The sequence below is a fragment of the Sphingobium sp. CECT 9361 genome, assembly GCF_918741285.1.
In the GTDB taxonomy this organism is placed as follows: Bacteria; Pseudomonadota; Alphaproteobacteria; order Sphingomonadales; family Sphingomonadaceae; genus Sphingobium.
The window spans coordinates 715895-737504 of record NZ_CAKKNC010000001.1 but is presented as its reverse complement, the minus strand read 5'-3'; the positions used below and the strand labels follow the sequence as shown (position 1 = coordinate 737504).

General features: G+C 62.8%; 23 protein-coding genes. 6 read left to right on the top strand and 17 right to left on the bottom strand.

Going from position 1 to position 21610, the window contains the following annotated elements; genetic code table 11:
- Position 1 precedes the first annotated feature (1 nt).
- The 8 genes from LQ220_RS03275 to LQ220_RS03240 form a co-directional block, all read right to left on the bottom strand.
- On the bottom strand, positions 2-1429 hold the full coding sequence (locus LQ220_RS03275; RefSeq protein WP_230186833.1) for a UDP-N-acetylmuramoyl-L-alanyl-D-glutamate--2,6-diaminopimelate ligase: 1428 nt from the start codon (positions 1427-1429) through the stop codon (positions 2-4).
- Positions 1429-3135 (bottom strand): penicillin-binding protein 2, encoded by a 1707-nt coding sequence (locus tag LQ220_RS03270; protein ID WP_230186832.1) that lies wholly within the window; start codon positions 3133-3135, stop codon positions 1429-1431. The genes LQ220_RS03275 and LQ220_RS03270 overlap by 1 nt, the downstream gene beginning before the upstream one ends.
- Positions 3135-3776, bottom strand: a complete 642-nt coding sequence (locus tag LQ220_RS03265; protein WP_230186831.1) for a colicin transporter — start codon at positions 3774-3776, stop codon at positions 3135-3137. The genes LQ220_RS03270 and LQ220_RS03265 overlap by 1 nt, the downstream gene beginning before the upstream one ends.
- A complete protein-coding gene (gene rsmH / locus LQ220_RS03260) occupies positions 3773-4741 on the bottom strand; it encodes a 16S rRNA (cytosine(1402)-N(4))-methyltransferase RsmH (protein ID WP_230186830.1) in 969 nt (322 codons plus the stop codon). Before rsmH ends, LQ220_RS03265 begins: the two co-directional genes overlap by 4 nt.
- The gene (locus tag LQ220_RS03255; RefSeq protein ID WP_230186829.1) at positions 4738-5232 is read right to left on the bottom strand and encodes a division/cell wall cluster transcriptional repressor MraZ; all 495 of its coding nucleotides are present in this window, start codon (positions 5230-5232) and stop codon (positions 4738-4740) included. Before LQ220_RS03255 ends, rsmH begins: the two co-directional genes overlap by 4 nt.
- Positions 5233-5461: 229 nt before the next feature.
- The gene (locus tag LQ220_RS03250) at positions 5462-6589 is read right to left on the bottom strand and encodes a Gldg family protein (protein ID WP_230186828.1); all 1128 of its coding nucleotides are present in this window, start codon (positions 6587-6589) and stop codon (positions 5462-5464) included.
- 1 nt (position 6590) lies between these two features.
- Entirely contained in the window at positions 6591-6911 is a 321-nt protein-coding gene (locus LQ220_RS03245; RefSeq protein WP_230186827.1) for a hypothetical protein, read from the bottom strand.
- A 106-nt stretch (positions 6912-7017) separates the two neighbouring features.
- Positions 7018-8010, bottom strand: coding sequence for a cysteine synthase A (locus LQ220_RS03240; protein WP_230187250.1), 993 nt, complete (start codon positions 8008-8010; stop codon positions 7018-7020).
- A 201-nt stretch (positions 8011-8211) separates the two neighbouring features.
- Here LQ220_RS03240 and LQ220_RS03235 point away from each other — a divergent pair, with 201 nt between their 5' ends.
- Together LQ220_RS03235 and LQ220_RS03230 are read left to right on the top strand one after the other, a co-directional pair.
- Positions 8212-9150 carry a cell wall hydrolase gene (locus LQ220_RS03235; protein ID WP_230186826.1) on the top strand — a complete coding sequence of 313 codons (939 nt, stop codon included), beginning with the start codon at positions 8212-8214 and terminating at the stop codon, positions 9148-9150.
- A gap of 340 nt (positions 9151-9490) precedes the next feature.
- Entirely contained in the window at positions 9491-9619 is a 129-nt protein-coding gene (locus LQ220_RS03230; RefSeq protein ID WP_230186825.1) for an entericidin A/B family lipoprotein, read from the top strand.
- Between the two features lie 48 nt (positions 9620-9667).
- Here LQ220_RS03230 and tatC read toward each other — a convergent pair whose 3' ends face one another.
- The 9 genes from tatC to LQ220_RS03185 all read right to left on the bottom strand — a co-directional run bounded on the left by tatC (position 9668) and on the right by LQ220_RS03185 (position 16868).
- Positions 9668-10462 (bottom strand): twin-arginine translocase subunit TatC, encoded by a 795-nt coding sequence (tatC, locus tag LQ220_RS03225; protein WP_230186824.1) that lies wholly within the window; start codon positions 10460-10462, stop codon positions 9668-9670.
- Positions 10459-10902 (bottom strand): Sec-independent protein translocase protein TatB, encoded by a 444-nt coding sequence (tatB, locus tag LQ220_RS03220; RefSeq protein WP_230186823.1) that lies wholly within the window; start codon positions 10900-10902, stop codon positions 10459-10461. The genes tatC and tatB overlap by 4 nt, the downstream gene beginning before the upstream one ends.
- A 26-nt stretch (positions 10903-10928) precedes the next feature.
- On the bottom strand, positions 10929-11165 hold the full coding sequence (locus LQ220_RS03215; protein WP_230186822.1) for a twin-arginine translocase TatA/TatE family subunit: 237 nt from the start codon (positions 11163-11165) through the stop codon (positions 10929-10931).
- 28 nt (positions 11166-11193) lie between these two features.
- Positions 11194-11811, bottom strand: coding sequence for an SMC-Scp complex subunit ScpB (scpB, locus tag LQ220_RS03210; protein WP_230186821.1), 618 nt, complete (start codon positions 11809-11811; stop codon positions 11194-11196).
- Positions 11808-12581, bottom strand: coding sequence for a ScpA family protein (locus tag LQ220_RS03205; RefSeq protein ID WP_230186820.1), 774 nt, complete (start codon positions 12579-12581; stop codon positions 11808-11810). The genes scpB and LQ220_RS03205 overlap by 4 nt, the downstream gene beginning before the upstream one ends.
- Positions 12582-12594: 13 nt before the next feature.
- On the bottom strand, positions 12595-13602 hold the full coding sequence (gene nagZ, locus LQ220_RS03200) for a beta-N-acetylhexosaminidase (protein ID WP_230186819.1): 1008 nt from the start codon (positions 13600-13602) through the stop codon (positions 12595-12597).
- A gap of 74 nt (positions 13603-13676) precedes the next feature.
- Complete coding sequence (locus LQ220_RS03195) at positions 13677-14414, bottom strand: SPOR domain-containing protein (protein ID WP_230187249.1); 738 nt, start codon at positions 14412-14414, stop codon at positions 13677-13679.
- Positions 14414-16141, bottom strand: coding sequence for an arginine--tRNA ligase (gene argS, locus LQ220_RS03190; RefSeq protein WP_230186818.1), 1728 nt, complete (start codon positions 16139-16141; stop codon positions 14414-14416). Before argS ends, LQ220_RS03195 begins: the two co-directional genes overlap by 1 nt.
- A gap of 88 nt (positions 16142-16229) precedes the next feature.
- Entirely contained in the window at positions 16230-16868 is a 639-nt protein-coding gene (locus LQ220_RS03185) for a hypothetical protein (protein ID WP_230186817.1), read from the bottom strand.
- A 115-nt stretch (positions 16869-16983) separates the two neighbouring features.
- On the opposite strand from LQ220_RS03185, the gene ispH reads away from it, so the two are divergent.
- From ispH to LQ220_RS03165, 4 genes are all read left to right on the top strand, one after another.
- Positions 16984-17949: a 4-hydroxy-3-methylbut-2-enyl diphosphate reductase gene (gene ispH / locus LQ220_RS03180; RefSeq protein WP_230186816.1), complete on the top strand. Its 966-nt coding sequence runs from the start codon at positions 16984-16986 to the stop codon at positions 17947-17949.
- Positions 17950-17955: 6 nt separating this feature from the next.
- Entirely contained in the window at positions 17956-18918 is a 963-nt protein-coding gene (thrB, locus tag LQ220_RS03175; RefSeq protein ID WP_230186815.1) for a homoserine kinase, read from the top strand.
- Complete coding sequence (gene rnhA / locus LQ220_RS03170) at positions 18915-19367, top strand: ribonuclease HI (RefSeq protein ID WP_230186814.1); 453 nt, start codon at positions 18915-18917, stop codon at positions 19365-19367. The genes thrB and rnhA overlap by 4 nt, the downstream gene beginning before the upstream one ends.
- A gap of 85 nt (positions 19368-19452) precedes the next feature.
- Entirely contained in the window at positions 19453-21594 is a 2142-nt protein-coding gene (locus tag LQ220_RS03165; protein ID WP_230186813.1) for a hypothetical protein, read from the top strand.
- Positions 21595-21610: the final 16 nt, after the last annotated feature.

The window sequence follows — 21610 nt, the reverse complement described above, 5'->3', positions numbered from 1 at the left end:
ATTACTCCGCGCACTCCCGTGCGACAGTCACATCGTCGAAGGGCAAGACGCGGTCGCCGATGATCTGGCCCTGTTCGTGGCCCTTGCCCGCGAGCAGGACGATATCGTCGGGGCCCGCCAAAGCGATGGCGGCGGCGATGGCAGCGCGGCGCCCGCCGATTTCGGTTGCGCCGGGTGCGCCCGCCATGATGGCCGCCCGGATGGACGAAGGTTCTTCAGAGCGCGGATTGTCATCCGTCACTATGACGACGTCGGACAGGTCGGTGGCGACCTTGCCCATTTGCGGACGTTTGCCTGCGTCGCGGTCTCCACCTGCGCCGAACAGGGTTACCAGCTTGCCGCGCGTGTGCGGGCGCAACGCTTCGATAGCAGCGCGCAGGCCGTCCGGTGTATGGGCGTAATCGACATAGACCGGCGCGCCGGTGTGCGTGATGACGGCACGTTCCAGACGACCGCGCACGGGCTGGACACGGGCGAGAAATTCCAGAACTTTGGTCGTGTCGCCGCCGGTGGCAATCACTAGTCCGGCGGACACCAGCGCGTTGGCGGCTTGGTAAGCGCCGATCAGCGGCAAGTTGATCTTGTGGGTTTTGCCTTCGGCTTCAACCAGCAATGTTTGTCCGAGATGCGTCGGCGTGCGCTCAACGAGTTTGAGGGCTTCACCCTGAACGCCAACGGAGAGGATGCGCAGGCCGCGTGCTTGGGCGCGGGCGATGACATCAGCGGACTTGGGATCGTCGGCCCAGATGACCGCTGCACCGCCGGGTGCGACCACTTCGTCGAACAGGCGCATCTTGGCATGGAAATAGCTGTCCATATCGCCATGATAATCGAGATGATCGCGGCTGAGGTTGGTGAACGCGCCAGCCTGCACCGGCAAACCTTCGGTGCGGAACTGGTCGAGGCCGTGGCTGGACGCTTCGAACGCAGCATGGGTGATGCCTTCGCGGCGGAGGCCCGACATGTTCGACAGGAAGGTAACGATGTCGGGCGTGGTGAGGCCGGTCGATACCTGATCGACTGCCGTCGTCACGCCCAAGGTGCCGATGGAAGCCGACTTCTCGCCCATCAGCCGCCAGATCTGGCGCGTCAATTCGACTGTCGAGGTCTTGCCGTTGGTGCCGGTCACAGCGACGGTCGTTGCCGGGAAGGGCGCGAAAAATTTGGCGGCCAAGGACGCGAAAAGCCGACGCGGCTCGGCATCGGACAGATGCACCGCGCCATTCACGACCGCTTCGGGACGCGCTACGATGGCGACGGCACCAGCGGCTATCGCATCGGCAATGAAATCCTCGCCATTGAAGCGCGCGCCGGGGAACGCGCCGAAGACGGTGCCGGGCGCAACCTTGCGATGATCGATTGCAAAGCCGATGACCGCAACATCACCTTCGGTCGGATTCAGTCCTTCAATCAGTGCGTCCAGCCGCATTATTCCTCGCCCTTCGGATTCCATAGCAGCGGCATCAGTTCGGAAATATCCACGTCGCGCCGCTCATCGGGAATGATGCCTAGCATAGGGCCGACCCGTTCCACCACGCGCTTTACCACAGGCGATGCCGTCCAGGCTGCGGTGCGCAGACCGAATGTCTCAGCATTGCCCTTCGGCTCGTCCATCATCGCGAGTACGACATATTTGGGATTGTCCATCGGGAAGGCCGCGGCAAAGGTAGTGACGAGCGAGTGATGCGCATAGCCACCCTCGAACGGCTTTTCCGCAGAACCGGTCTTGCCGCCTACGCGATAGCCCTTGGCATCCGCGCTGCGGCCTGTCCCAGCGGCGACGATCATGCGCAAAAGCTGCCGCATCCGTGCGCTGGTCGCAGCGGAGAAAACCCGACGACCGTGCGGCACATCATTGGCCGACAGACGCCGCAACGTGGCCGGGCGCCAGATGCCGCCGTTAACGAGCGCGGCATATGCGCTGGCCAGATGCAGCGGCGTAACCGCGATCCCATGGCCATAGGAGGTGGTCATCGTGGTGATGCGTCCCCAATTGACGGGCCAGAGCGTACCGGCGCGCTCCTTTAACTCGATGCTGGGGCGGCTATCGAATTCGAGCGACCGGAACACCGCCTGCAATGGAGCAGCGCCCATTTCGTCGGCTATCCGCGCGGTGGCGATGTTGGAACTATGTACCAGCGTTTCCGGGACATTGATCCAGCGGCCCAGCGGATGGTCGTCCTTGATGTGAAAGCCGCCAATCGGTAGCGATGCGGTCGCGTCATAGCGCTTCGACATCGACTTGACCGTGCCATGATCCATGGCGGCGGCTATCGATATGGGTTTGAAGGTTGACCCCAGTTCGTAGCGCGATTGCACCATATCGTTGCAGCGTGCGGAATCGTTGCAGCTTGTGGCGGTATCCGCCACAAGCTTGTTCGGGTCGAACACGGGGAGCGACGCCATGGCGATGATTTCGCCGGTATTGGCGTCCATGATGATCCCACCTGCGCCCTTGGCCTGCTGCGAGATCATTTGCGCATACAGCTCACTTTCCAAGGCCGCCTGAACGCGCGTGTCAATCGACAGCATGAATGGCTTACCGGTGGCGCCGTGCCTGGTCAGTTCATCGTTGAAGGCGAGTTCCACACCCATCCCGCCTGCCCCATCGGTCGGCGGGAAGCCCAGCACATGCGCCGCAAGCGTGCGTTGCGGATAAACGCGCTCCTTTTCGCGCGGAAATTCGATGCCGACTTCGCCCAATGCGTTCACGGCCGCCACCTGTTCGGGCATGGCGCGCTTGCGCAGATAGGCCCAGCCTTTGCCTGTCAACTTCTTGTAGAAGTCGGCGGCACTTTGGTCCGGAAAAATCTCATTAAGCTTGCGCGCCAGTTCGGCCGGATCGCCGATAAGCCGATCCGGTCGCACCGAAATCGAATAGCCGTCCATCGTGCGGACCAGCGGCTCGCCATTGCGATCCACGATATCGGCACGCGGCAGGATGCCCGAAGCAATGCTGCTGCGCGCGCCACTGCCGGAGAACACGCCCATCCACATCAGCCTTAAGGCAATGAGGCCCGTGATCGCGATGAAGAGGACGAGCAAAAGCATCAGCCGCTGATGCGCCAGCGCGGTCAGGTTGATGCGGTCCGTGCCGGTGCGAGGCCGGTCCGGGCGGACGACCAGCGTGGCCATCAGTGGTTGCCCTTGCGTTTTTCGCTGGCGGCGCGCTTGCTGAGGTCGCCCAAGGTGCTGTCATCCAGCAGCTTGGCATCGAGCATCGCCATGCGTTCGGCATTGCGCGCTACGGGGCCGGGGCGGCTCCGTTCGGATTTGTCAGACGAAGCCGCAGCCTTGGCGGGACGCGCCAGCTTTTCGACATTGTCGGCAGCCTGCGCCGTTCGAATGATCGCAATGTCGCTGCGAATCTGGGTAGCGGCAGGGCTGGCCTGCGCCACTTGCGTCGCGGCGGGAAGGTCTGCGGGCGTTTGCACCATCGCCGCCATTACCGGCGGCGCGACATAGGCAGGACCGTTGGGCTGCACCCCGTCAAGGCTGGCCAAAGCGCGTTCGCCGCTCAGATATTGTCCAACGGTGGGCGTGGAATAGCGGAAATCCTCTGCATTCCAGCGCTCAAGCTGACGCAGACTGGCCCGCGCGCTAAACTCCGTTTCGAGATAGCGGATGTCGCCACGGGTTTGCGCAATCTGGGCGCGGACCTTGTTCAATTCGTTGCGCTCGGTCGCCGCGCGCAGCGAGACCAGATAAGCGGACAGCGCGCCAAGAGTGACAAGCAATACCCAGAACAGACTTTGCAAACGCTTGACGGCGATCATGACCGGACCCCCATTGCGACGGATGAAAGAGCAGGCGCAGCCGTGCGGACGGCACTGCGCAAGGTGGCCGAGCGGGCGCGCGGATTGGCGGCGAGTTCGGACGGACCGGCGCGCACGGCCTTGGCAGGCTTGGCGAAAGTCGGTGCATCGGCCTTCGTCTGCATCGGCATATGGCGCGAACCGGCACCTTCGCCTCCGCTGCGGCGGCGCAGGAATTGCTTTACGATCCGGTCTTCAAGACTGTGGAAGGTGACGATGGCGAGACGACCGCCCGGCTGCAGCACAGCTTCGGCTGCTTCGAGACCGCGTTCCAGCTCTTCCAGTTCCTGATTGAGATGGATGCGGATCGCCTGAAACACGCGGGTCGCGGGATCTTTCTTGTCATGCGGCTTGTGACCCAGTGCGCGGCGCACGACAGCGGCCAGTTCGCCGGTGCGCGACAAAGGCCGCGCCTCGACGATGAAGCGCGCGATCCGGCGCGACTTGGGCTCCTCGCCATAGCGATAGATGACGTCGGCGATGGCGTCTTCGGGCGCAGTGTTGAGGAAATCGGCGGCGCTAGTCCCGGACTGGCTCATTCGCATGTCGAGCGGACCGTCGGACTGGAAGGAGAAACCACGATCCGCCCGGTCGAGCTGCATCGAGGACACGCCGATGTCGAGCGTGATACCCGCCACCTGATCGACGCCTGCATCCGCGAGCAAGGCCTGCATCCGCGAAAATTCGCCTTCGATCAGCGTGATGCCAGCCGCGTCGGCAACAGCCTGCCCTTCGCGGATAGCGTCGGGATCGCGATCAAACGCAATGACGCGCGCGCCCCGCCCTGCCATGGCGCGGCTGTAGCCGCCTGCGCCGAATGTGCCATCGACATGCGTTTCGCCAGGGGCAATGACGAGTGCGTCGAGAACTTCATCGAGCAGGACCGGAATATGCGGCGCGTCGGTATGGAGAGCAGCGGTCGTCATTTGCCTGACGCCTCCCGTCCGGCAAGGAACTCACGGCACTTTGCCTTCAGAATGGCATGGCCGGACTCGCTGGCTTCGTAAGACGCGGGGTTCCACATCTGGATATAGCGGCTGACGCCGACGAAGAAGATTGCGTCGGTAATGCCGCTGGCGCGTTTCAGGTCGTCAGGCAGGAAGAAGCGACCGCCATCGTCGAAGTTGATGTCGTCCATCAGCGGGAACAGCTTTTCGCGCTCCGCATCCTCATCGTAATCGTCGCCACGGTTCATCGCCGCGAGGGCGCGAGCGGCAATGGAGTCTTCCTGTTGCTGGCGAAAGATGGTGCCGAAACCGGTGGCGCAAGGGTGTTTGTCGTGAAACGACGTCACCAGCCGGTTTTCGTTGCTGCTGCCCAGCTTGACCTGTTTGCGCATTTCGAGAGGCAGGACGAAGCGTCCCTTGCCATCGGCGAGGCTGAAGGCGTTACCCGAGAAGAGTATGTTGCTCGTCACGAGAAAACCGCCTTGCCCCTTTCTTCAGGGGCCGCAGCTCTCCCGCCGCGAAAAGCAGATGCGCAAAGCCTTTCGCCGTCACAGGAATCACAAAGCCTGAACAGCCCCTATGGACACCTAAGTATCAAGGGTTAGGTCGGGAATAAAGGGGAAAATCTGGGTCATGATGGGAATCTACTGTTCGGAGATGGTTTTTCACCGTCGAACAACCCTTTGAAAGCGCGTTGTTCTACACTTGTTCTTTCCTGTTTCTCCAATTGTCCGGGCGTGACTGCGTTCCTTCCAAATGCAGGATCAGCATAGCGCCCAGAATCGCCCAGAGCGCGCCAGCGAGTAACGCCCAACGGAGGCCCGCCACCACCGCCCGATTGCTTTGCGTCCAGATCGGTGCCCCGGACCAGTTCTGTACGGAAGCCAGAGGCTTGCGCAGCCATTGATCGATCAGGGCCATGTTGTCGCCGATCAGCACGCCGCCATCGGGCGCCTGCCATGTCCTTTCGTTCAGCATGTCGGCATCCGCGATAAGGCGCACCTTGCCTTTGCCGATACGGCAGGTGACCGACCATCCGTTGCCGACCTTCTGGCAACGCGCAAAGTTACTGTGTCGAAGCGCGAACCGGGACGCGGCAGACATTATCAGCAGGCGTCCGTTATCGACGAATTGGCGCTGCGCTGCCGTATCCAATGCAGGCTCCAGCGTGAGACCCCAATGCGCCAGCAAGGGATCGAGCAGGCTGGTCACAGGAGGACGACGCCGGTCGCCGGACGCCAGATCGGTGGGCCAGACGAGCAGCGGATCGGCAAGGATGACCGCGCGCCCTCCATCGCGGACCCACTGGTCCAGAGCAACCAGTTCCTCGGGTTTCAGCAAGCGCGGCTGTGCCAGCAACAGGCGGTCGTGCATCTCCAGATTCTGAGGCGATAGCAGATCAAGGCGGTCTATCTCAAATGCCTTGTCGAGCGTGGCCAGCGTGCGGCTTTGCCCCCAATACAGGTCGAGCGCGGTGTGGATCGCGAGCGGTTCGCGTGGCCCTGCGGGCGGAGCGCTTGCCGTCGCAGCCCGAAAGGCAGGCATGGCACCTGCGGCGACACAGCATAATATCAGCGCGCTGAGCAAACCGCCTAGCAAGGTCCACAGGGCGACGAGCACGATTCCCCGCCGCTTCCCCAACATCCACCCGACACCGCTCGCCAATGCCGCGGCGATCAGGATGAACGGCACCCAGGATGCCAGCGCGACCTGTCCGCTACGCAATATCGGCCCATAATATAGTCCGCCGATCAACGCGCCGACGATGGGGAGCAGCATCATCGCCGCGGCGCCAAGCAGGCGGCGCACTACCGCAATCGTCGACAAGTTATTGCGGCTCGCTGTCCATAGGCTTGCTGAGTGCCGGGTCCGGCTGCAAGTCGGGGACGACCTGGCCGGATTGTTCGGCAGACGGCGTTACCCCGAGTTCCGCCAAAGGTTCACGCGGCGCGACAGCGTTTTCAGCGCCTGCGTTCAGCGTCGGCACGACCGGCGGCGGCATGGTCCGCTCATCCAGTTGCGCCTTGTCGATCACGATGTTGGCGAGGCCCACCAGCAGAATGACACCCGCCAATCCCGTCAGCCCGATCTGTACCCGGTGCAGGCCATCCTGCCGCCGATCGCTGCCCTTGCTTTCGCGTTCGGGCATTCTGGTCCTGGACTGTTCCGGGGACGAAGGGCTCACGCCGAAGCCGCCGCTGCAATATGTGATGTGCGTGCCATAGCTGGCATTGACCCTCTTATCCCGCTGCGGATCAATCCTGCGCCAGCCAAGGGAACACCGTCAACCCCTTCGATTCGAGCCACTGGCGATTGTAGAGCGTCGAGAGATAGCGGAATCCGGTGTCGCACAGGATCGTGGCGATGCGATGCCCCGGCCCCAATTGCCGTGCCAGCGCCACCGCGCCCGCCACGTTGATGCCGGAGGACAGACCGAGGCACAGTCCCTCTTCGCTGAGCAGACGGCGGACCCAATCGATCCCTTCAGCATCGGAAATGCGGAACTGGGTGTCGATCGGCGCGCCTTCCAGATTGGCGGTGATGCGGCCCTGCCCGATGCCTTCGGCAACCGAACTGCCCTCCGCCTTCAACTCGCCATGTGCATAATAGTTGAACAAGGCCGCGCCGTGCGGATCGCTGAGCGCGATGGTGATCTTCTCGTCCTTAGCCTTGAGGCCAAGGCCGACGCCTGCAATCGTGCCGCCGGTCCCTGCCGCACAAGTGAAACCGTCGATGCGGCCTTCCATCTGCGTCCAGATTTCTTCGGCGGTGCCAAGAATATGCGCCTTGCGGTTGGCGATGTTGTCGAATTGATTGGCCCAGATCGCGCCTTCGGTTTCCTCGGCAATGCGGCGCGAGGTGTGCACGAAGTGGCCCGGATTGGAATAAGCGGCAGCGGGCACCGTTACCAGTTCCGCCCCAAGGGCGCGGAGCGTGTCCATTTTTTCGCGGCTTTGCGTTTCGGGGATGACGATGATCGTCTTGTACCCCTTGGCATTGGCGACCAGCGCGAGGCCGATGCCGGTGTTGCCTGCGGTCCCTTCTACGATCGTGCCGCCGGGCTTGAGCAAGCCCTTCTCCTCGGCATCCTGTACGATGTAGAGCGCGGCGCGATCCTTTACCGATGCGCCGGGATTGGCAAATTCGCATTTGCCGTAAATGTCGCAGCCTGTCTCTTGCGAGGGGCCGGTAAGGCGCACGAGCGGCGTATTGCCGATCAGCGAAAGTGTCGTGTCGTAAACATGCATGGCGTCCTGATAGCCGAGCCGTGCGCGTTGTGCCAGTGAGGCAGGCTTTGCGACCGACAATAGCGGCTTTTAACGTCAGCCACGGTTAATGTCCCGAACGGGTACAGCGCTGTTTGGGGGGCAGAATAGTAAGGAAAAGGCCGGTATAGGCGCCAGATGCGCCCCACATCGGCATCTTTCGGTACAAAAGCGAAAAGCGTCATGCGGCACCGCGCCACATGGATCGGTTGCGCCATGCTGGCCATCGTCGCCCCGCATCTGTTGCCGGCCGCGACGATGGGGGCGCTGGATCTGTTGCGCGGACCGACGGCGTTTATCGACCCGAGCGAAATGGCGCAGGACAATTTCCCTGGATCGGCATTCTTCTATGCGGAGGGAGCGTTCGATCCCGCGCCGGGGACGACGGTTGCGCAGAGCAGCAAGGTTCTGGCGCTGAGCAACGGTCCCGCCGCCATAGCCGCGCCGTTTCGGGGGCTGACGGCGGTCGACCAGTATCGGGCGACCAACTGCCTGACCTCCGCCATATATTACGAAGCGGGGAACGAGCCGGACGATGGCCAGCGGGCGGTGGCGCAGGTCGTGCTGAACCGGGTGCGTCATCCGGCCTGGCCGAACAGCGTGTGCGGCGTGGTGTATCAGGGGTCGGAACGGGCCGATACCAAGTGCCAGTTCACCTTTAGCTGCGACGGGGCGATGGCGCGGATGCCCAATAGCGCGAGTTGGGCAAGGGCGCGGCGAATCGCGACCGAGGCGCTGGCCGGGGCGGTCTACGCCCCCGTCGGGCTGGCGACGCATTATCATACGCTGGCGGTGCATCCGGCCTGGGCCAGCAGCCTGACCCCGGTGGCCGTGGTCGGCGCGCATATCTTTTATCGGTGGCAGGGGATGAACGGCACCGCCCGCGCTTTTTCGGTCCGGTATAGCGGTCGGGAGTTGCAGGCAGGTCCCTCGCCGCGGATCTTCGTGCCGACGCAGGGTGTCGTGCCGCCGATTGCACCGATCATTGCCCTGCCTTCGCCATTCAGCTCTCCGGCGATGCAAGAAGCCGCCCCGGCCGAGGCGCTCCCGCAGTCTACAATCCGGCCCGAGTTCCGCAATAGTGGGCGACCTTTGCCAGATAAGTCGACACGTAAAATATAGTTTCTGTAATAATATTGTTTATTATCAGTTACTTATAAAATGCGTGTTGGAATTCGCCGAAAATTTTTGGCGAAGTTGAATTTGTCGGGAACTCCAGTTGACATTGCGGGTTCTTACTTTCGGATAGCAAATCTTTTGCCCCCCCGCTCTTGCTATCCACACACATGGACCCGGACGCAACTCTCCCCCCCGATTGCGTTCCGGGTCCAATTTCGTTGGGGCACCCTTCTTCGCTTTCGACAAACAAATCTGGAACGCTTTGCGAACAAGGGGGTTCTGCTGTTGCAGCCTTCGGGCGCACGACGCGCCAAGCGTTCGCTTTCTTAAAAGGAGACTTCCTATGTCGAAGAAGATTATCGCAGCGATGCTGCTTTCGAGCGCACTGGTTCTGAGCGCATGCAACACCGTCGAAGGTGCCGGCAAGGACGTACAGAGCGCAGGTCAGGCCGTCGAAAAGGCTGCTGACTGATTTTTTCTCTGAAAAGAAGGCTGCCGATCGACGCAGCCTCGATATCTTCTATGCCGGGTCCGCCCCGGCATTTTTTTCGTCCTGCGCAGCAACCTTTGCCTGGTGCCGATCGGTAAACCAGATGGCGATGATCGTGATTTCGTAGAGCAGGATGAGCGGGATCGCGAGCATGAGCTGCGATACGACGTCCGGCGGGGTAAGCACCGCAGCGGCGATGAACGCGCCAACGATCATATAACGGCGCAACGCGATAAGCTGGGCGCGCGTGACGAATCCCGCGCGATTGAGCAGCATCAGCAGCACGGGCATCAGGAAGCTGATGCCGAACGCCAATATGAATTGCATGACGAGCGACAGATAGGCGTCCGCGCTTGGCAATGCCTCCACGTTCAGGCCACCGGCGTTGCCCTGAAACGTCAGGAAGAAGTGAAACGCCGTCGGCATGACAATGTAATAAGCGAGCGCCGCGCCCATCGTGAACAGCACTGGCGTTGCAATGATGAACGGCAGCAGCGCACGCTTTTCCTTCGCATACAGGCCGGGGGCCACGAACGCCCAGAGTTGATTGGCGATCACCGGGAACGACAGGCAGAATGCGCCGAACATCGCAATCTTCACCTGAACGAAGAACGCTTCGTACAGCTTGGTATAGACAAGTTGCCCCTTCCCTTCGCCAAAAGCTTCGCGCAGCGGCTGAATAAGGAAGGCAAAGAGCTTGTCGGAAAAATAGAAGCAGATGACGCCGCAGATGACGAGCGCGTACACGCATTTGAGCAGCCGCCCGCGCAGCTCGATCAAATGGTCGAGCAGCGGTGCCTTGCTGTCATCGATATCCTGAGTCATGCAGCCGTATCGTTCTTTGCGCTTGCTGGCTGCACGGGTTCCTCAGCAGAGGCGGTAGCGGCCAGCGGGGTCATCGGCGTATCGGACAAATCGAGCTGAGGCTGCGCATCCGACGCATGCAAGGGCGGAGGTGGCGGGAGATCGGCCTCGCCCATCTGGGTGCTGTCGATGGCTGGCGCGACAGCAGGGGGTTCGACAGTTTCAGGCGGATGTTCTTCCATGATCCGCTTGTTCTGTTCGGCCCACTTCTTTTCCAGTTCCTGCAATTCCACTTCGCGGACCATCGCGTCGATGCCCGTGCGGAAATGTCGGGCCATGCCGCGGGCTTTCCCCACGATCTGCCCGACCTTGTAAAGCGCGCGCGGCAAGTCCTTCGGGCCGATCACGACGATGGCCACGATGACGATGAGCAAAAGCTCCGTCGATCCGATGTCGAACATAATGCTGTCTGAAACTTAGGTTTTTATCAGACCTGCTTATGCTCTTCGGTCTTGGGCACGCTCGGCTCCGGCGCGCGCTGTCCTTCGATCTTGGCCGCAGGACGCGCGGTGGGCAGATCGTCGGAATCGTCTTCCATGCCCTTTTTGAAAGTCTTGATACCCTTGGCCACGTCGCCCATCAGGCTGGAGATACGTCCGCTGCCGAACAGCAACATGACCACCAGCAGGACGATCACCCAGTGCATCAATGAAAACGAACCCATCACAATTCTCCAAAAGCTACGACACTATCTAGGCGTCTTCATCACCCATTTCCACCACGGATTGGCCGTCTTCCTCCGCAGCGCCTGCCGCCATCGCGCTTTCCATCGCGAGATCGACAGGATCGAGCAGCCCGGCAGCACGCAAATCGTCGATGCCGGGCAGATCGCGGCGACTCGTAAGCCCGAAATGCGTCAGAAATTCGGGCGTCGTTGCGAAAATCAGCGGGCGACCCGGCACTTCACGCCGTCCGGCGGGGCGCACCCAGCCTGCTTCCATCAGCACATCCAGCGTCCCCTTACCGACCTGAACGCCCCGGATCGCTTCGATCTCGGCACGGCTGACCGGCTCATGATAGCCGATGATCGCCAATGTTTCCATGGCAGCGCGCGACAACCGCCGCGTCTCTTCCTTCTCCCGCCGCAAAATATGCGCCAGATCGGCGGCCGTCTGAAAATGCCAGAGCCCGCCCCGTTCGACCAGATTGATGCCGCGCCCGGCATAGTTGGCCTGTAGCTTGTGCAGAGTGGCGGACAGATCGCCGGAGGTGCCGACGTGGAGGCGCAGGTCTGCGGTCGACATCGGCTGTTCCGATGCGAACAGAGTCGCTTCGACGGCACGAGTGAAATCGTCGGGTTCGGTGGTCATGCGCGTGCGCCTGTCTGTGGTGCGCGGAGATAGAGGGGGGCGAAAATGCCTTCCTGCCGGATTTCCACTTTGCCCTGCTTTGCCAGTTCCAGCGCGGCGACGAAGCTGCTGGCCAGCGCGGACCGACCCAATGCGCCGCTCACCCCTTGCGGCAGAAAGGATTCGAGCGTCGCCCAGTCGATCCGCGTGCCGATCAGCGCGCCGACGCGGACGATCGCCTCGTCCAGTGTCATGACCGGGCGGCGGGAAACGACGTGGACGGCAGGTTGGGTGCGGGCGCGGATCTGGCCATAGGCCTGGATGAGTTCGAACAGGCTGGCGGACCATGCAGCCTTCCGCACGGTGCGCAATCCTTCGGGTGCGGGGCGGACGAAGACGTCGCGCCCCACCCGGTCGCGCGCCATCAAGCGCGCCGCCGCTTCGCGCATCGCGTGGAGTCGTTGCAGGCGGAGTTGGAGGCGGAGCGCGAGTTCTTCGGGCGACGGATCGACCTGTTCATCGCGGGGAAGCAGCAGGCCGGATTTGAGATAAGCGAGCCACGCCGCCATCACGAGATAATCGGCGGCAAGTTCAAGCTTCAGTTCGCGCGCGCCGTCAATGAAGCCCAGATATTGTTCGACCAGCCCGAGGATCGAGATTTCGCGGAGGTCGACTTTCTGCGTGCGGGCGAGCGCAAGGAGCAGGTCGAGCGGCCCTTCCCATGCGTCGAAGCTGACGGTCAGCGTTTCAGGGCCGGTTGGGCGATCGGTAGGAAGGAAGAGATCGTCCATCGGCGGCGGAACCTCAGGCCAGCGCCAGAAAGCTGTCGCGCTTGGCGAGCAGCACGTCGAGCGGCGCGTCGTCGGTGGGCGTGGCGGCATAGGACATGGCGGCGTCCAGCCGTTCGCGGGCGCGTGGGGTGATGTCGGGGAGTGCGTCCGCGATGCCGATCATCTCGTCCATCCGCGCCCAGCAGTTGAGCGCAAGATCGCATCCCGCCGCGACGACGCCCGCCGCCAGTTCCGGCACGCTGCCGCTTAACGCCTTCATATCGAGATCGTCGGACATGAGCAGACCATCGAAGCCGATGCGGTCGCGAATGATATTCTGGAGGACCGTGGGCGACAGGCTGGCGGGAAGCGTGTTGTCCCATGCCGCATAGACGATGTGCGCAGTCATGCCGATGGGTGCCCAGTTGAGCGTGCGGAACGGTTCCAGATCGATGGCGAGTGCCGCTTCGTCGGCATCGACATGGGGGAGTTCGAGGTGGCTGTCGACAAGCGCGCGGCCGTGGCCCGGCATATGCTTGACGATGCCGGTGACGCCGCCCCGTTTGAGGCCGTCCAGCACCGCCCGTCCGAGCGCCGCGACGCGCATCGGGTCGCTGCCGAAGGTGCGGTCGCCCATGATGTCGCTGGCGCCGGGTTGGCGCACGTCGAGCAAGGGCAGCGCATCGACGGTGATGCCACATTCGCGCAAGGTGGTGGCGATGGCTTGGGCATTGGTGCGTGCCGCCTCGATAGCGGAAGCGGGGGCGATTTCGTACAGTGCGTCGAACGCGGAGCCGGGCGGGAAGGCAGGCCAGACGGGCGGGCGCATCCGGGCGACGCGGCCACCCTCCTGATCGATCATGATGAGGAGATCGTCGCGGCCGTGGAGGGCGCGCAGCGAATCGGTCAGCGCGCGGACCTGCGCGATGTCCGCGATATTGCGGGCGAAGAGGATATAGCCTGCCGGATCGGCATCGCGAAAGAACGCGGCCTCGTCGGGCGTCAGGGACAGTCCCGACATGCCGAATATGACGGGCTTCATGAAGCAGGCTCGATTGTCATGTCCGCTGTCTAGCGTTTAGGCCCGCCGCTGTCGAAGGGTCAGTTAACGACGCCTTAGTTTACTACCAGGCAGCTTTCCCCGGCAACGCGCAACTTGCCGCACAGCGCGCTGGCCTGGCTGGCGCTCCCGGCGCTGGCGCGCAGGCGGTAGAGCGTGGTGTCGCCGACCTTCACCGATTCGACGGATGTGCCGAGCGCGGCAAGATAATCGAAGCGTTTGGACAGGCGGCCCCATGCGTCTTTCGCGCTGGACTGGCTGCCATAAGCGCCAAGCTGGATCATCGCGCCGCTGCCTTTGGTTCCGGCGGCGGGCTGTGCGTTGGCGGGGCGGCGGGTTTCGTCGGCGACGGGCGCGCTGAAACGGGCGGCGGGCTTCGCTCCGGTGACCTTGGCGGTCTGTGCGGGCGCGGGAGTCGGACCGCCGGTGACGGGCGCTTCAGGAACGCGGCTGGGGTCGATCTTGCCAGCGCGCTCAACGCCTTCGCTCGCCGCGAACGACGCATCGCCTTCGCCAGCAAATTTCTTGGCGTCCGCTTCATTGGCGGGGACTTTATAATCGCCTGGAGGTGCAGCGATGAGTTGCGCATCGCCTGCGGCTGCGGCGATATTGCGGCTTTGCACCCAGTAGACGATGCCCACGATCGCGCCGAGCGCAATCAGCCCCGTCAGGATGAACGCCAGCAGCTTGAGCGGCGAAACGCCGTCATTATCCTCTTCACGATCGGCGGGCTCCAGCCATGGAAGGCGGTCGTCGTCCTCCAGATTGAGGCTGCCACGCCCATAATCGCCCATCATTGCATCTCCGTAAGCGCCTCGACCCCCATGAGGGCGAGACCGTTACGGATTATCTGCCCGATTCCCTGACTTAAGAAAAGCCTTGCCGATGTCGTCGCCGGATCGGTCGCGACGATCACGCGCAGTTCCGGATTGTCGTTGCCCTGATTCCACCAGCCGTGGAACGATGCCGCCAAGTCATTGAGATAAAAGGCAATACGGTGCGGTTCGCGGTTCTGCGCAGCGGCCTCCACAATGCGCGGAAACTGGGCGGCGCGCTTCACCAGCTCCAGCTCACCCGTCCCAAGGCGGGACAGGTCAGGCGCAGGAAGTGCGATACCTGCCTCCGCCGCGCGCCGATCCAGCGAGGAAATGCGCGCGTGGGCATATTGCACGTAGAAGACGGGGTTGTCCTTCGACGCTTCCACCACCTTGGCGAAGTCGAAATCCATCTGCGCGTCGGCCTTGCGCGTGAGCATGGTGAAGCGGACCACGTCCTTGCCCACTTCCTGCACCACGTCGGCCAGCGTCACGAAATTGCCCGAGCGTTTCGACATCTTCACCGGCTCGCCATCGCGGAGCAGGCGGACCATCTGGACGAGCTTCACGTCGAAGCGCGTCTTGCCGCCGGTGAGCGCGGCAACCGCCGCCTGAATGCGCTTCACGGTCCCGGCATGGTCGGCGCCCCAGATGTCGATCAACTGATCGGCAGCCTGCGCCTTTTGATAGTGATAGGCCATGTCCGCGCCGAAATAGGTCCAGCTTCCGTTGGACTTTTTGATCGGGCGATCCTGATCGTCGCCAAATTTGGTCGAGCGGAACAGCGGCAGTTCGACCGGTTCCCAATCGTCAGAGGCTTCGCCCTTGGGCGCTTCGAGCACGCCGTCATAGACGAGATCGTGTGCGCGCAGCCATGCTTCGGCTTCCTCGGGCTTGCCCGCTGCCTGCAATTCGGCTTCCGACGAGAAGAGATCGTGATGGATGCCGAGCAGCGCGAGATCGTCGCGGATCATGTCCATCATCGCGGCAACCGCCTGCCGCCGGAAAGGCACGAGCCATGTGCTCTCAGGCGCGGAGACCATCGCATCGCCATATTCGGCAGCGAGTTTCTGGCCCACGGGAATCAGATAGTCGCCGGGATACAGCCCTTCGGGGATGGCGCCGACATCTTCGCCCAGCGCTTCGCGATAACGGACATGCGCCGAGCGGGCGAGAACGTCGACCTGACCGCCTGCGTCATTGATATAATATTCGCGAGTAACCTTATGCCCTGCATATTGGAGCAGCGTCGCCAGTGCATCGCCGACGACAGCGCCGCGGCAATGGCCCATGTGCATGGGGCCGGTGGGGTTGGCGGAGACATATTCGATGTTGACGTGCACACCCTGCCCCATGTCGGAGCGACCGTAATCGGCGCCTTCGGCATGAATCGCGGCCAGCTCCGCCCGCCATGTGGAATCGGTGAGGCGCATGTTGAGGAAGCCGGGACCGGCGACCGACACTTCGGCCACTTCCTCCAGCGCCTGCAATCCCGCCGCGATCCTTTCCGCCAGTGCGCGCGGGTTGGTGCCCGCTGGCTTGGCAAGGACCATCGCGGCGTTGGTGGCAAGATCGCCATGGCTGGGATCGCGTGGCGGTTCGACCGTCACGCCCTTGCGATCCAGCCCTTCGGGCAGATCGCCAGCCGCGACCATCCGGTCGAGAACGGTATCGAGATAAGTCGCGAAACGCGCGTAGAGAGTCACTGCCATTGTCCTTGAATCTGTCGCTTAGGCCGTTCGACCTTTCGACAGGCTCAGGACGAACGGGATTGCAGCATCATATTTATGCGGATCAGCGCGTTACATTATACTGCAACTGATCCTGCGTCAGGTTGAAGCCGACGAGCAGCTCAAAGCTGGTTCGCTGCAACGCGGCCTTCACTTCCGGCGCGGAGAACGGATCGAGCGCAGCGTCGGCATCGCCTGCCTTGCGCTTTTGCGTGATACGCTGCTGAATGTCGGCTGGCAGGGTGGCGACATCCTTGTCCACGTAGGACGCTGCCTTCGCCGAAGCGGTTGCGCGATATTCGCCCGGTGCGAAGCGCAGGACCACTTGCCCGACGCGCTTGGCAATCACGCTGTTGCCGCCGCGCACGACCGACGCGAAATAGGGCAAGGTCACTTCGCGCGCCGCGGTCGCATCGCTGCGGCGGGCCTGAACGTCGAAGGTCGCTTCGGTATAAAGCTGCGTGCCGTCGGCGCAGGTGGCGCGAACATTGGTGATGCTGGCCACCACGTCGATGGCGGCTGCGTCGCGGCTGTTTGCAGGATTGAACAGCGTCACATCGCCGGTGTAGGCGGGAATCGCCGCCGTCGGGCAAGCCGAGCGAACCGTGGTGATGCCGCCGGTCGGATCGATTTCCCCGCTACGCGAACAGCCCGCAAGAGCGACGAGAGCGAGGCTGACAAGGGCGGTTCTGGCAATGGTCACGGGAATTCCCTGAAAAATAAGACTGACCGGCTTCTTATCCATCCACCCCCCGCGAAGCAACACGGATCAGGAAGCGCCTTCCCACGCGCCGCTCCATCGCTTAAAGGCGGAAGCCATGATCGAGCCTGTATCCCAAACCGCCAAAGCCCCCTTGCTGCTGCTGATCGCTGCCCCGCGCGGCTTTTGCGCCGGGGTCGACCGCGCCATCATCATCGTGGAGCGGGCGCTCGAAAAATATGGTGCGCCGGTCTATGTCCGCCATGAAATCGTCCACAATCGCTTTGTCGTCGACGGATTGAAGGCCAAGGGCGCCGTGTTCGTCGAGGAACTGGACGAAGTGCCCGATGGCCTGCCCGTCGTCTTTTCCGCGCATGGCGTGCCGAAGTCCGTTCCAGCCAACGCGGAAGAGCGTGGCCTGTCCTATCTGGACGCGACATGCCCGCTGGTGTCGAAGGTGCATCGGCAGGCGGAGCGGCAGGTGGAAGCCGGGCGGCACATTATTTTCATCGGTCATCGGGGCCATCCCGAAGTCATCGGCACATTCGGTCAGGTGCCCGAAGGGACGATGACTTTGGTGGAAACGGTAGAGGATGCCGAATCATTCGCGACCGACGAACCCCAGAACCTGTCCTTTCTGACGCAGACGACGCTGTCGGTGGATGACACGGCGGCCATCATGGACGTGTTGCAGCGCCGCTTTCCCGATATCGTCGGGCCGAAGGGCGAGGATATCTGTTACGCGACATCGAACCGCCAGAATGCGGTCAAGGCCATCGGGCAATCATGCGATGCCATGTATGTCATCGGCGCGCCCAACAGTTCCAATTCGCTGCGCCTGGTTGAAGTGGCCGAGCGGCAGGGGACGCGGGCGCGATTGATCCAGCGGGCCGACGAAATCGATTTCGCCTGGCTGGAAGGCGTGACGACGCTGGGCATTACGGCAGGGGCGTCCGCGCCCGAAGTGCTGGTGCGCGAAGTCGTCGAAAAACTGGCCGAGCGGTTCGAGATCGAGGAACGGCAAGTCGAGACCGTGCGGGAAAACATATCGTTCAAATTGCCACGCGGCCTCGAAGCGGCCTGACAGCATATGGCCGTTTATACGCATGTGCCCGCCGAAGACATGGCGGTCTTCCTGACGCGCTACGATGTTGGCAGCCTGGTTTCCGCCAAGGGGATCGCCGAGGGAGTCGAGAACAGCAATTACCTGATCGAGACGACCAGGGACCGCTATATATTGACGCTGTATGAAAAGCGGGTCGATGAAAGCGACCTGCCTTTCTTCATGGACCTGCTCGATCATCTGGGCGCGCGGGGGTGCAAGGTGCCGCGCTTCATCGGCGACCGTAGCGGACGGAAGTTGCAGCAGCTTGGCGGACGACCGGCCTGCCTTATCGAATTTCTGACCGGCGTTTCCGTGACCGAACCGACAGCGGCGCAGACGCGCGGCGCAGGCGTGGCGCTGGGGGAACTGCACCGGGCAGCAGCGGATTTCGGCGGGTCGCGGCCCAATGCGCTGGATCGGCAAGGCTGGCACGATCTGGCGGAGAAATGCGGCGACGATTTCGACACCATCGCACCGGGGCTTGGCGCGCGGGTGGCCGATGAACTGGCGTGGCTCGACGCGCACTGGCCCACGGACCTGCCCCGCGCGGTGATCCATGCGGACCTGTTCCCCGACAATGTGCTGATGCTGGGCGACGATGTCACCGGCCTCATCGACTTCTATTTCAGTTGCACCGATATTCGCGCCTATGATCTGGCAGTGACGCATACGGCGTGGTGTTTTGCCAATGATGGCAGCGTCTATCATCCCGAGCGGGGGGCAGCGCTGGTGGCGGGATATGATGCCGCTTTCGGGCTGTCGGATGCGGAGCGTGCGGCGTTTCCGGCGCTGTGCCGGGGGGCTGCCCTGCGCTTTTTGCTGACGCGGGCCTATGACTGGATCAACACGCCGCCCGATGCGATGGTGACGCGCAAGGATCCGCTGGCGTTTCAGCGGCGGCTCGATTTCTACGCTGCTGCGGAATCGGGCGAGTTACCGGGCGCATGAGCGAGGCAACGAAAGTCCAGATTTTCACCGATGGCGCGTGCAAGGGCAATCCCGGTCCCGGCGGCTGGGGCGCCGTCATCCGGTCGGGCGCGCATGAGAAGGATCTGTCGGGGGGCGAGAAACTCACCACCAACAACCGCATGGAACTGATGGCGGCTATCGAAGCGCTGAATGCGCTCAAGCGCCCGTGCCATGTCGTGCTGACCACCGACAGCAATTATGTGAAGGACGGCATCACCAAATGGGTGTTCGGCTGGCAGAAGAACGGCTGGAAAACGGCGGACAGGAAGCCAGTGAAGAATGCCGAATTGTGGCAGGCGCTGGTCGAGGCGACGCGCCGTCACCAGATCGACTGGCGCTGGGTCAAGGGCCATGCCGGGCATCCCGACAATGAGCGCGCCGACCGGCTGGCCAGCGATGCCGCCGATGCGATGCGGGCGAAAGCATAAGGCGTGGAAAAGGGCGCCATGGCCATTGCCTTGGCCATGGCGTTCGGTAAGTCTGAAGCGTGGGAAAAGGCGAGGCGGGACCGTCATGACGCAGCATAAAATGGTGAGCCAGTGGAGCCGCAGGAAGAAGAGTCTGGTGGCGCTTGCGCTGGCCACTCTGGGCGTGAGCGGCACGGTGTGGGCGTGTGCGGATTCCTCCTGCTATCCGACATGGCAACTGGCTGCGCCTTCCTATGACTGTGCGGGGCGCGGCGTCCTCAATCCGGGGAACGATACGCGCATCAATCTGGTGCTGCTGATGCGCAGCCTGTCGCCTGTCGCGGATGCCGGGGCGCGTCCCGCCGGCGATGAGGACAACCGGCAGTTCGGGCAGACGTTCATGAGCTGGGTGGGGCTGAAACAGACATTCTGGCCAAAGGCGACGCCTGATCCCGAGCCGAGTTACGATCCCGCGCCTGCCTGTTCCGTGTCGCCCGATGTCGCTTCGGATTTCAATGCTGCGTTGTCCGCCGAGCAGCGGCTGTCGCCCGCCGAGCGCACCGCATTGGGCAAGATCCGCGCGCAGGTCGGCTGTGGCGAGGTGGCGTGGGACGATGCCGCTGTGACGAGCGCGCAGGGGCGCGATTATCTGGCGTATCTCAAGGCAGCGGATGCTTTCTACAAGGAGGATTGGGCAGGCGCGCGTCAGCGTTTCGCGTCGCTGAGCCGCGCGAAAAGCCGGTGGGTGGCGGAAACCGCAACCTATATGCCGATCCGTATCGGCCTGCGGTCCGCGATTGCAAAAGCGGTCAACGAATATGGCGATTTTGCGGGGCCGGATAAAGTCGATCCGGCAGCCGTGGCGGAGGCGCGGAGCGGCATCGCGGCCTATCTCAAGGCCTATCCCAAAGGGCGCTATGCGGCATCCGCCGAGGGGCTGAAGCGGCGCGTGGCGTGGTTGACGGGCGATACCGCCGCGCTTGCCCGCGCCTATGAAAAGCTGATTACGACAACATCGGGCGGCGACGAGGCAGCCGCCTATCTGGCCGAGGAAATCGACATCAAGCTGCTGGAGCGCGAGGACGCGACCGCAGCGATTGCAAAAGCAGGCGACACGCCGCTGCTGCTCGCCATTGCCGACCTCAAGCAGATGCGTGCCGAGGAAAGCGAACCCGCGGCCTTTGCCGCTGCCGATCTGGCGAAGCAGAAGGCACAGTTCAGCCGCTATGGCGACCTGTATGGATTGCTGCAGGCGACGCGCGCTTATTATGCGGGGGAAGAGCCCGGCGCGATCCTGGCTTTGCTGCCGGATGCGGCGCGCGCCAAAAGCTATACGCCGCTGGCGTTTAGCCGTCAGGTCATGCGCGGCATGGCGCTGGGGCGGAAGAACGATCCGAATGAAGCGGCATTCTGGCGCGATCTGCTGAGCGGGGCGAGCGCCGTGTATCAGAAGTCGCTGGCGGAGATGGGGCTTGCCGTGCGGTGGCAGCGCGACGGGCGGCTGGACACAGTTTTCGCGCAAGGATCGCCTGTCGTCGATCCCTCGATCCGCGAAGTGCTGTTGCAAACGATGGCGTCCCCCGCGATCCTGCGGAACACCGCCAGAGACAACGCGCGCCCGGCGCATGAGCGCGATGTCGCGCGTTTTACGCTGTTGTTCAAAGACCTGCGCCGGGGTGCTTATGGCGATTTCGGGGCGGATATGGCGCTGGTGCCTGCCGATGCCAATATCGATGCGGGATTATGGGCGTTTGCGCAGCAGGAGAACATTCCGGTCGGCTTGTTCCGCAGCGCCACATGGTCCGATGGCTTCCCCTGCCCCTCCATAGCACAGACGGCGCAAACGCTGGCGCGGACGCCGAAGGATCACAAGGCGCTGTTGTGCCTGGGCGATTTCTATCGGCTCAACGGCTTCGATGGGTTCGGGCTTTATACATCGGGCGAAGGCAAGGACGTGCTGGGCAGCGGCCCTGACAGCTTCCCCGGCAAGCCGCTGCTACGGTCCGATATTTACAGCGCGATCATCGCCGACCGCAGCGCGTCGCCGGACAACCGCGCCTACGCTCTCTATCGCGCGGTGATGTGCTATGCGCCGTCGGGCTATAATGGATGCAGCGGACCTTTCACCACCAGCGCAGCCATGGACGCGGCGCAGGTGCCCGTATCCCAGCGCAAGGCGTGGTTCACCGAACTGAAGACGCGCTATCCGGCGAGCAACTGGGCCAAGACGTTGCGTTTTTATTGGTGACCCGACGGGTTTGCCG